Below are 11,191 nucleotides of genomic sequence, written 5' to 3'. Positions count from 1 at the left end.
GTTATTCTTAATGTATAGTGAAAAAGTGGCTATATTAGGAGTATGTATGAAAAAAATCTTCTTTCTTTTTTTACTTAGTTTTTGTTCAACGGTTTCTTTTGCCGAGAGTATGCAATTTTTAACCTTGCTTTCTCATCCGGTGGGTAGTTTTGCTAAATTAGAACTGCAGACCAACAGACAAGCAGATATTTTTCAACTCAATTTCTGCAACGGTTTTATCAATGAAGGTTCCATTAATATCGGTACTGAAACGACACCCGGCTCCATTTATATTCATAATTTAAAAATGGGTGCAAATACAAAATTGTTGGGAAATATTGCCCAATATCAGGTAGATGACAGTACCAAGATTTATGCCGGTGCTACGGCAAAGGTGAAAGAGTTAGATGTAAAAAATAATATAGTGGTAAATCCTGATAGTGGAAAAGATTTTTTTGTAAAGGTAAATGGTACGCTATTCTCAGAAGACACCTCTACAATTCGTACATCTGTTGCTTCTTTTTCCAAATTAACTATAACCGATGTAGCTAAGTTTGATTCTTCTACTAGTGTTTCTGGTTCTGGGTTAAGTTGGAAACAAGTTAATGTTAGTGGATGCGGAACTTCAGATGCATGTAAGGCCTATTTAATTACAAATGCGGCTGATTAATTGATAAATTTGCAAAACCCCCCGAATGATTTTCGGGGGGTTTTTTATTTTGAGTCACTGGTTTCTTTTTTAGAACTTTTAAAAAGTCCGCCAATACTTTTAATGGTATCTACCGCTGTATTGACCGTATCTTTTACGGCAGTTGTCCCTAATTGGGCAGTGTTATCAACTACCGTTTTAGCCGTACCAGCCGTAGTTTTTGCCGCTTTAACGGGTGTTTTATAGTTTAGTATTCCCCCTACCAGAGATATTGCCGTACCGGCTACGTCTAACTTGCCGGAAGGCTCTGTTATGGTGCCACCTATTTTAATTACAATCGGGGTTTGGGATGTGAGCACCGTAGCCGAAACTTTCATATCCAACTTTTCGGTATTAAAGTCTAAAGAACCGGCCGCTTTCATATCGCTGACGGCAGAGTTAAAATGCGTTTCTTCAATGGTCATTAAACCGTTTTTAAACAAATAACTTCCCGAACCGGAGGAGAACTTGATTTTGCCTTTATCTTCCGCTTTTTGTGTCGGGAAAATTTCCACTCCCAGTTTAGATGTCACTTTGTTAATGATGGTGAAGGGAAGAAGTAAAATTTTGACAATTTTACTTTCTTTTACAAAAGAATTTAAGTCTGTAATAGCACCTTCTTGCAGATTAAAAGAAACGGTCCCGTTGGTTTTTTTCATGCTGGCACTTGCATGTTGCACATTTGCATTTAAGGTGATACCCTGCGTGGTGAAATACGGCACCTTGATTTGCCCTATCTTAATATCGCCTTTCACATTGAAAAAGGTTTCTGCAGAGGCTGTTTTTTCTTCTGCGGGTGTCGGCGTTTGTTGGGCCGTGGCTTCTTTTTCAGAAGAACTGTTTTGGAAGTCAAAAGAAGTGAGGGTTAATTTGTCTAAGTCAAAATGAAAGACTAAGTCCAACACTCCGCTAAGATCTTTATAAGCAAAAGAAGCATCAAACTTTTCTCCGTTGAGTAAACCTTTCAACGAATTACAAGAAATATCTCCTAAAGATTTTAATACAATATCCCCCTGTAGGGAAGAAATGTCCATCGGCGCATATTGCACCTTTAAATCGGAAAGGCTAATTTTACCGCTCATGTCTTGTGCGTTGTTTTTGTCGGTGGCTCGGATATTTCCGCTCACTTTGCCACCCAAACCAAAACCGTCCATCATTTTAGCCATTTTGGCAATTTGACTCAAATCTAAACCAATGGAACTGTTAACTTGATAGGAGGTCTTGTTCCCCCCCCAACTTACGTTTCCTTGAGCGGTAATGGCGGAATCTTGGATAGAAAGTTTGGCTTGCTTAATGTCTGCTGAAGATTTATCCAAGTTGAGATCTGTCTGGGCAGAAAACAAAATGTCCGGCAATATAAAATCAGGCAAGTCGGAGGTCAAGTCTGCTAAGGCTTTGTTGGAAAGACCTGAAATTTTACCCTGTAAGTTTATAGATGGATTGGCAAAATTTGTAGCAGAACCTTGCAGTCCAAAGAAAATCTCTTTGTAATCTAAAGTAAATTTTTGCACTTCTGCGCTGGCTTTGGGCATATCCAATCCTGCCAAAGAAAGCATCAGTTCGGCCCGCACCGGTATTTGTACCGTCAGACCGGTGGAATCCTGATAATCGGTTATAAAAGAAAAACTGATGGGGAAGGGAGTGTGTAAGTCAAAGGCATTGATTTGCAGGTTAAGTTTGGTGACAGATGCTTGCATATTGTTTTGCAAATCTTTGTAATAAAGATTACAATCTGTAGCGTACACTTTTTCTGCCGTTATTTCAAAAGAAGAATTTTCTTTTTTTTCTTCTTTTGTTTGAATTGTTGTGTTTGGGGTGCTTTCTTGAGTGGAAGGCGTCAAGAAATCATCAAAATTAAATTTACCGTCTTTATTTTTAATAACGGTAATATCTAATCCTTCTAAGCCAATGGTGGAAACCTCTATTCTTTTTTTCAGTAGAGGTGTAAAAGCTATTTTTACTATTGCTTGATCGGCTTTGGCAAAAGTGCCGTTTTCTTGAAAGGTACCCGATTCCGAAAGGGCAAAATCGTCTAAGGTAATACCAATTAAATTAAAAGAAACATCAGAAAAGGCAATTTCTCGGTTGAAATTCTTTTGAGTATATTGCTGTGCCATTGTTTTTAATTTATCGGCAGGAAACATGATTTTAAGCGTAATAAACGCTGCAATCAATAGTATGGCGGCCAAAACCGCTAAGATGGCTAGAATTTTAAATAATTTTTTCATAATTAAATTATAGCAATTTGGTTTTTCTGTAGTCTTCAAGAAAAAGGAGTATAAAAAGCCCCCTGTTCGGGGGCTTAAATTATTTTTTGTGGTCTTTGATGTCACCTGCATCTATAACATCTTCTTTGGGTGGTTTTAAAGACGTTGTCTGTTTAAATTTGTTTAGGTCTTGTTTAATTAGTGCCAATACAAGCAGAACGAAAGTGGCATCGTCTGTAATGCCCAAAAGCGGCATAATATCGGGCAACAAATCCACCGGACTAAACAGATAAAATACACAAAAAAGAGCGACAAAAAACGTTTTCCAAGGCATAGGATAACGCCGTTGAAGTACGGCACGCATCATAGAAAAAAATGTTTTAAAGTCGTTCATAATCTACCTCGTTATGCAATCGGTTCGTTGTTGGTTGGTGTAGGCATACCGCTGACGGGATTTTTTTCGTCTACCCCCGCAATTTTTGTGCGCAGTACACTTTCGGTGACGCGCATAGCATAGTCTCCCATGCGTTCAAAATTGTTTAAAACATCACCATAAGCCGTAATAGAAGACGGACTGGCCTTCAACTCACCGCTGGAAATACGCTCATTGCGCTCGGAGCGAAGCTCTTTGCGCATAGCATTGAGTTTTTCCTCATTCTTAACGGCTGTTTCAAAGAGCTTGGCGGCATGGTCTTTATCTTGCGTGGCAATATTGGGAAATTGAGCTACGGTCAAACGGGCATGTTTGATATTGTTTTTGGTTTGTTTGGCAATAAGCTCCATATTTTCCAAATCTTTTTCCGTAAAGCAAGCCGGATTAGTATGGCAGAATTTTTCCAAAATACGGGCAATTTTTTCTCCGCAGTCGCCCATACCTTCAATGCTGTTGGTCAAATCAATAAGGGCTACCGTTTGAGCAATGGCATGGCGGGAGAGGTTGCCGTGTGTCATTTGTGTCAGATAAGTATTGATTTTGTGCTCTAATACGTCTGTAGTGTGCTCCATTTCTTTAGCATCGGCAATCAAACGTTCAAAGAGTTTTTCATCATCGGTTTTAATAGCATAAATGAGCTTGTCTACCAATTTGGAAACAAATTTCATCATGCGTTCCACTTCTTTGCGCGCCGTGACGATAGCCAGTTCCGGCGTTTGATTGAAATGGGTGGCCAAATATACCAGCTCCGTATCGCTATGTTTGTCTTCACGTTTGCTTTTTGGAATGATAATCATGGTCAGTTTGGCAAGCTGTTTCAGGAAAGCCAACATGATCATCGTATTTAAGATGTTAAATACTGTGTGGAAAGCAGAAATGTGATACGGAAGCACACTGTTTAATATTTCCGTATCGGTACCGTATGGCGCACCGGGAATAAACCAATCTACCAAAGCAATAAAATGCTTAAAGATTAAGCCTACCCAAATCACACCCAAAAAGTTAAATAAGAAGTGGCCTACGGCAGCACGACGGGCATTTTTGCTTGCTCCGATGGCGGCTAAGTTAGCTGTAATAGTGGTGCCGATATTTTCCCCCAACACTAAGGCACAAGCCGTCGGGAAGTTGATGATTCCGGCAGCGGCACAGGTCAGAACCATAGCCATGACCGCGCTGGAGGATTGTAAAATAACGGTCAAAATAGCACCTGTTAAAATAATGGCAATCAGGCTTAGTGCTGTGTCCGGAGTGAGTTTAGAGAGCCAGTTGACCACAAACGGATTTTGGGCAAAGTCTGCCGGAATGGTGTTTTTCATGATGTCTAAACCCAAGAATAGTAAACCAAACCCGATAGCCGCTTCGCCGATGCGTCGAATAGCCACCCATTTAGAGGGTAAAAATTGGCTAAAGAACCCAATGGCAATAACGGGCAGGGCAAACAGAGAAATTTGCATTTTAAAGCCGAACAAACTCACAATCCATGCCGTCATCGTCGTGCCGATATTGGCTCCGAAAATAACTCCTAAGGCTTGATAGAGGGTTAAAAGTCCGGCACTGGTAAAGCCTACTACCATGACAGTAGTGGCGCTGGAAGACTGAATAATAGAAGTCACCAACATGCCCGAGAAAGTGGCCGCAAAGCGGTTCGTGGTGGCAATAGAGAGCATTTGTCTCATCTTGACACCGGCCATTTTTTGTAAGCCGTCGCTCATCAATTTCATGCCGTAGAGGAATATGGCCAGTCCTCCCAGCAGGTTCAGCGTAAGTAATACTGCTTTCATTTTTTATCCTTTTATTCTTTTTGATATCTATAAAAAAGGGAGGCCTCCATCGGGCTATCCCTTTTTAATAATTATGCAATCGGTTCGTTGTTGGTTGGTGTGGGCATACCGCTGACGGGATTTTTTTCGTCTACCCCCACGATTTTCATGCGCAGTACGCTATCAATGATGCGCATAGCATAGTCTCCCATACGTTCAAAATTGTTTAAAACATCACCGTAAGCCGTAATAGAAGACGGACTTACTTTTAACTCACCGCTGGAAATACGCTCATTGCGCTCGGAGCGAAGCTCTTTGCGCATGGCATTGAGTTTTTCTTCATTCTTGACGGCAGTTTCAAACAATTTGCCCGCCTGTTCTTTATTTTGGGAGGCGATATTAGGAAAGAAAGATACTGTTAAACGGGCATGTTTAATATTTTCTTTGGTCTTTTTGGCAATTCTTTCCATATTTTCCAAATCTTTTTCCGTAAAGCAAGCCGGATTAGTATGACAGAATTTTTCCAAAATACGGGCAATTTTTTCACCGCAGTCCCCCATCCCTTCGATGCTGTTGGTCAAATCAATAAGGGCTACCGTTTGAGCAATGGCATGGCGGGATAAGTTGCCATGAGTCAGTTGCGTCAAATAGGTGTTGATTTTATGCTCCAATACGTCTGTAGTGTGCTCCATTTCTTTAGCATCGGCAATCAAACGTTCAAAGAGTTTTTCATCATCAGTTTTCATGGCGTAAATAAGTTTGTCTACAAGTTTAGATACAAACTGCATCATACGTTCCACTTCTTTGCGCGCGGTGACGATGGCCAATTCCGGTGTTTGGTTCAAGCGTGTGTTAAGATACACTAGTTCCGTATCGCTATGTTTGTCTTCACGTTTGTTTTTTGGAATAATAATCATGGTCAGCTTGGCCAATTGTTTGAGGAAAGCCAACATAATGAGTGTGTTTAAGATATTAAAAACCGTATGAAATGCGGAAATGTGATACGGCAAAACACTGGTTAAAGATTCCGGGTCCATAGAGGAAGGGTTGCCAGGCACGAGCCAGTCTACCCACTGTACAAAATAATTGAAAATCAAACTGACCCAAACGACACCTAAAAAGTTAAACAAAAAGTGACCTAACGCGGCACGTTGTGCATTTTTACTTGCTCCGATAGCGGCAAAATTGGCCGTAATGGTGGTGCCTATATTTTCCCCCAACACTAAGGCACAAGCCGTCGGGAAGTTGATGATTCCGGCAGCGGCACAAGTAAGTGTCATGGCCATGACCGCGCTGGACGACTGCAAGATTACGGTCAAAACACTGCCGATTAAAATAACCCCCATCAAACTCCAAATCGTATCCGGTGTGAGTTTGGAAAGCCAGTTGACCACAAATGGACTTTGGGCAAAGTCTGCCGGAATGGTGTTTTTCATGATGTCTAAACCCAAGAACAGTAAACCAAACCCGATGGCTGCCTCTCCTATACGTCGTACGGAGACCCATTTAGAGGGTAAAAATTGACTAAAGAAACCAATAGCAATAACGGGTAAGGCAAACAGTGAAATTTGAATTTTAAAACCAAACAAACTCACAATCCACGCCGTCATTGTCGTGCCGATATTGGCTCCGAAAATAACTCCTAAGGCTTGGGTCAATGTTAAAAGTCCGGCACTGGTAAAGCCCACCACCATGACGGTAGTAGCACCGGAGGCCTGTATGATGGCTGTCACTAACATGCCTGAGAACGTAGCCGCAAAGCGGTTTGTCGTCGCGATAGAGAGCATTTGTCTCATCTTGACGCCGGCCATTTTCTGCAAGCCGTCGCTCATAATTTTCATACCATAGAGGAATATTCCCATTCCTCCCAGCAGGTTCAGCGTAAGTAATACTGCTTTCATTTTTTCTCCTTTTATTCTTTTTGATATCTATAAAAAAGGGAGGGCCCCTATCGGGCTCTCCCTAATTAAAATTTACATATACTTTTTTGTACGGCAAAACCGAACTCGCTGCTTGATCAGCGGAAACAGTGCAAGCAATGCAAGGTTTAGGTTTTATCATAAAGTTTTGTCAGACATTTTGATACTATCCGGAGTATCATCGTCTTTTTGTTGTGCACGTTCTTTACGTTCGCGCATTTGTCTTTCGTTTTCTGCTAACTGCTTCATCATTTCTTCATCAAATAAAATAGTTGGCATGCGGTCTTCTTCTTGATCAACCGCGCGATCCAAATGTTCTTGCGGATTGTAGACTTGTTCTAAATGGCCTGAGGTATGTTCGTCCACTAATTCGGCCTGTACCGCTTCATGTTGCACAGAAACGTGATGATGATCCGGCTTTTGCTGAGAAAACTCAGGCGTTTCTGCCGGATTTTCCTGCAAGAGCGGAGAATCTGTATCTCTATTTCCGAAGATGCTAAATTCAGCATCGAAATCTAAGAATAAAGCGGTTAAGAATGCCATCATAAAGACAAACACAAAGGCATACAATGCTACCAATATCACAATACCGGTAATCAATAAAGGTAAAGAAATCTGATTCAAATAGGAAGTGATAAAAAACGGCCAAAATTGGGCAGGTATAGTGGTTAATGAGAGAATTAACTCCGGTTTCATGGCTTTAATGAGACAGAAAATAGCCAAGATGGCGATAACAGCCGTTAAGAGAACGGTAAATAAAATAGCCAAGAGTTTTAAATAGTTTTTAGTGCCCATTTCCCAAGAATATTTTAATGCTTCGATGGGGCCAAGCTGACGCAACACCAATGCCGGTTGCAAAAACATAAAGGGTAAGTATGCAAGCAAAATAACAAGGTAAGACAATAGTATTACAGTGGTAGACTTTGATAAACAAGCCGCAATAAGCAGAATGGCCGGCGGTATGGATAAGATGATAGCACTAACAATGTAATAAAGAGAAGGCATAATGGAAGATGTTAGCGCGTCATAGGCACTGATTCCCTTTTTCTCTATTTTGCAGGCCAAAATCAAAATCATAGCCATTGGGAGCACTAATCCGACAAAGCTGGAAAGTATTGAAACAGGAATGTTTAAAATGGCGCCAATAATGGGACTAAGAAAACTTACACCAAATACGATGCCAAACAATAATACATTAAATAATGCCACTAACAAAACAGAGGCAATAATAGAACCGAAGGACTGGTTCGCAGCTTTTAAACTGATACAGATAAGACGTAAAATAGAGTGATGTCCTTTTGTAAATTCCATATTTTTTCCTTTTTTTTATTATATCAAAATCTATCTTTATACAAACATATTTTTTATGATTTGCACAAGTGTTGTGCGCAAAGATGAGCACTAGCCCAAGCCCAATGCAAATTAAATCCGCCTACGCGGCCTGTCACATCTAAAGCCTCTCCGATAATAAATAACCCTTCTATATTTTTACTTTGCATAGAGTGAGAATCTACGGAGCGAGGATCTATCCCCCCTGCCGTCACCTCTGCTTTGGTATATCCGGCTGTTCCCGTCGGCACACATTCAAACTTGTTTAAACGCGTGGCAGCCTGTATTAAAATTTCTTTACTGGCATTACAAGCAGGCACATCAATCTCTGCCAAAAACAATTTGGCTATTTTGGCAGAAATATAAGGAGATAAAATTTTTGAAAGAGTTTCTTTTTTGTTTTTATTACTTTTTAAAAATTCCAGTACATTTATTTGAGGGATAAAGTTAATGCTGATTTTTTCTCCTTCGTTCCAAAATAGCGAACTCTGTAATACCGCCGGTCCGCTGATACCATCGTGTGTAAAAAGCAGTTGTCCATCTTCCGTCCTTATTGATGTTTTAATGGTGACATTAAGGCTATTGCCGGCCAAACTTCGACAAATGGATTTGTAGGGTTCTGCCAAGCGCAGGCCTACTAAAGCGGGGCGAATAGGAATTACATTGATTCCCAAAGATTGTGCCGTTTGAAACGCAAATCCGCTGGCTCCCAAAGCCGGATAAGATATGGCTCCGCTGGCGATGATAACATGATAGGCAAGGAAAATGCCTTTGGAAGTTTGTACTTTAAAGAAATCTTTTTCTTTTTCAATAGCAAGTACTTGGGTGTTGTAAGAAAAAGTGGTGTTTTGTTTTTTGGCGCGTTTTTCCAACAAGCGGACAATTTCTTTGGCGTCATGTGTAAAGAGTTGTCCTTTTTCTTTTTCATAAAAAGGGATTTTCTCTTGTGTTAAAAGGCGGGTAAAATGTTCCGGCCGAAAAGCAGCCAGAGCATTTTTACAAAAATGTTTTTGTGAGGATATATAATCATTAGAGGAAACAAATAAGTTGGTAAAATTACACTTTCCTCCGCCGGTGACGGAGAGTTTTTTTCCGGCGCGGTCATTATGCTCCAACACTAATTTAGGTGCAGCAAAAGAGCCGGCGCAAAAAAGCCCCGATGCTCCTGCCCCGATAATAATGCTATGCCATATTTCCGTTTGTTTTTGATGCATCAACTCAGTATAACAAAAACGGTGGCCTTTATAAAATGGTCACCGTTTGTAAAATTATTTTTTACTTGCTTCTTTTGAGTTTTTCCTTTTTGCATCAGCTCTTAAATTAATATTCCTGGCCGGCCAAACATTTTTCTTGGAAGGAAGCAGTGGCAGATTGGTGGCTTTACCGGCTAAAGCATCTTTTAACAAACCCCAAAAAGAGTCGGAACAACCATCATAATATTGCAGCCATTCCGTTTGGAAATGCAATAACATATAATCTTCATCAGTAGGTCCTTCCGGAAATTGCCGTTCCCATTCCGGTTGCCAAAGTTTTATGCGTCTTTTGGCACTTTCTACGAGGCTTGTTTTTCCTTTTAATTGGCAGATTTCTCCTGTAGTGATATCATAAAAATAGAGTGTTGTTTTAGGAGAATTTAAAATGCTGACTAAACGCGTAGAATATTTATTGATGGGAAAATAATTTTCCAATTTGGTGTAATCTATTTCTTTGGCCAATGAAGGATATCTGTTTACGTTGGCAAAATTGGTCCTGTAAGAATGGTCCGCCCAACCGTCAGAAGAAGAAACAACCGTACACAAAACCCATGTGGTTCTTTGTATCAATTTTAATGCTTTATTGTAAGCTATTTTAGGATTCATATTTTTACTTTTCCTCATCTTTATAGATAATCTTTATTACTTAGTTAAATTTTAACATAAAAAGGTAAAAAAAATACAAAATTTTTTGCTTGTAAAAAAAGATTAGAAATGCTATACTCTTTGTAAGAATAATTCTTAAAAAGGAAAAACATATGCAAGCCCTTCGACAAACAAATATTAATGAAAGAATAGACGGCTTTAAGAAACTTTGCCGCAAGTGTGCTTTGCGCGTGACTAACCAACGAATAGAAATATTCAGAGCATTGGCGCAGTCCAAAGAGCACCCCAGCGTGGAAAAGGTTTTTCAATGTGTGCGTCAAAAGATGCCCAATATATCGTTGGACACCGTATATCGTACACTTTCTTCCATGGAAGAAGCAGGGGTGGTGTTTCGGGTGGGGCTTTCTAATAAAGCACGTTTTGATGCGGATTTGAATCCGCATTATCACTTCGTCTGTATGGAATGTGGAGAAGTGTATGATATTTTTCCCACTTTTGGAAAAGACTCTTTTTGGACAGACGATCAAGTAAAAGAATTTGGAGAAGTAAAAAATGTAAATCTGCAATTTCATGGGATTTGCAAACACTGCAGTAAAGCAGTAAACGATGTGAAAAATTAAATTGTTGTACCTTAATATATAGGAGAAAATATGGAATTGAAAGGATCCCAAACCGAAAAAAATCTCTGGGCCGCTTTTGCCGGAGAATCTCAAGCTCGCAACAAATACACCTACTACGCTTCTAAGGCAAAAAAAGAAGGTTATGTGCAAATTGCCAAAATCTTTGAAGAAACCGCCAACAACGAAAAAGAACACGCCAAAATTTGGTTTAAAGAATTGCATGACGGCAAAATCCCTGAAACCGCTGCCAACTTGTTAGATGCCGCCCAAGGCGAAAACTATGAATGGACCGACATGTATGCCGGTTTTGCCAAAACCGCCAGAGAAGAAGGTTTCACCCGCTTGGCTTGCTTGTTTGAATTGGTAGCCAAAATTGAAAAAATGCACGAAGAACGCT

The 11,191-nt window shown here is 40.2% G+C and carries 10 protein-coding genes; 3 read left to right on the top strand and 7 right to left on the bottom strand.

All coding sequences use genetic code 11. The annotated features are described in order from the left end of the window. The first annotated feature begins 46 nt into the window (after positions 1 to 46). On the top strand, positions 47 to 649 hold the full coding sequence (locus IKL48_06340) for a hypothetical protein (GenBank protein ID MBR3604270.1): 603 nt from the start codon (positions 47 to 49) through the stop codon (positions 647 to 649). Between the two features lie 44 nt (positions 650 to 693). On the opposite strand, the gene IKL48_06335 is transcribed toward IKL48_06340, so the two are convergent. The 7 genes from IKL48_06335 to IKL48_06305 all read right to left on the bottom strand — a co-directional run bounded on the left by IKL48_06335 (position 694) and on the right by IKL48_06305 (position 10,174). Continuing rightward, on the bottom strand, positions 694 to 2,895 hold the full coding sequence (locus IKL48_06335) for an AsmA family protein (protein ID MBR3604269.1): 2,202 nt from the start codon (positions 2,893 to 2,895) through the stop codon (positions 694 to 696). Positions 2,896 to 2,974: 79 nt separating this feature from the next. After that, positions 2,975 to 3,268 carry a DUF1232 domain-containing protein gene (locus IKL48_06330; GenBank protein MBR3604268.1) on the bottom strand — a complete coding sequence of 98 codons (294 nt, stop codon included), beginning with the start codon at positions 3,266 to 3,268 and terminating at the stop codon, positions 2,975 to 2,977. Positions 3,269 to 3,279: 11 nt separating this feature from the next. Next, positions 3,280 to 5,088 carry a Na/Pi cotransporter family protein gene (locus tag IKL48_06325; protein ID MBR3604267.1) on the bottom strand — a complete coding sequence of 603 codons (1,809 nt, stop codon included), beginning with the start codon at positions 5,086 to 5,088 and terminating at the stop codon, positions 3,280 to 3,282. A gap of 71 nt (positions 5,089 to 5,159) precedes the next feature. Continuing rightward, positions 5,160 to 6,968 carry a Na/Pi cotransporter family protein gene (locus tag IKL48_06320; protein ID MBR3604266.1) on the bottom strand — a complete coding sequence of 603 codons (1,809 nt, stop codon included), beginning with the start codon at positions 6,966 to 6,968 and terminating at the stop codon, positions 5,160 to 5,162. Positions 6,969 to 7,124: 156 nt separating this feature from the next. Next, on the bottom strand, positions 7,125 to 8,297 hold the full coding sequence (locus IKL48_06315; GenBank protein MBR3604265.1) for a hypothetical protein: 1,173 nt from the start codon (positions 8,295 to 8,297) through the stop codon (positions 7,125 to 7,127). 53 nt (positions 8,298 to 8,350) lie between these two features. Then, complete coding sequence (locus tag IKL48_06310) at positions 8,351 to 9,529, bottom strand: aminoacetone oxidase family FAD-binding enzyme (protein ID MBR3604264.1); 1,179 nt, start codon at positions 9,527 to 9,529, stop codon at positions 8,351 to 8,353. Positions 9,530 to 9,583: 54 nt separating this feature from the next. After that, positions 9,584 to 10,174 (bottom strand): pyridoxamine 5'-phosphate oxidase family protein, encoded by a 591-nt coding sequence (locus tag IKL48_06305; protein MBR3604263.1) that lies wholly within the window; start codon positions 10,172 to 10,174, stop codon positions 9,584 to 9,586. A gap of 152 nt (positions 10,175 to 10,326) precedes the next feature. Between IKL48_06305 and IKL48_06300 the strand changes: the two genes are divergently transcribed. Both IKL48_06300 and IKL48_06295 read left to right on the top strand, forming a co-directional pair. Then, positions 10,327 to 10,794, top strand: coding sequence for a transcriptional repressor (locus tag IKL48_06300; protein MBR3604262.1), 468 nt, complete (start codon positions 10,327 to 10,329; stop codon positions 10,792 to 10,794). A gap of 30 nt (positions 10,795 to 10,824) precedes the next feature. Next, positions 10,825 to 11,191: rubrerythrin family protein (locus IKL48_06295; GenBank protein ID MBR3604261.1), on the top strand; the 367-nt coding region annotated here is incomplete at its 3' end.

The sequence above is a fragment of the Elusimicrobiaceae bacterium genome (assembly GCA_017520185.1).
In the GTDB taxonomy this organism is placed as follows: Bacteria; Elusimicrobiota; Elusimicrobia; order Elusimicrobiales; family Elusimicrobiaceae; genus Avelusimicrobium.
Note: the sequence above shows the minus strand (reverse complement) of the source record. Positions and strands in the feature narration are given on the sequence as shown.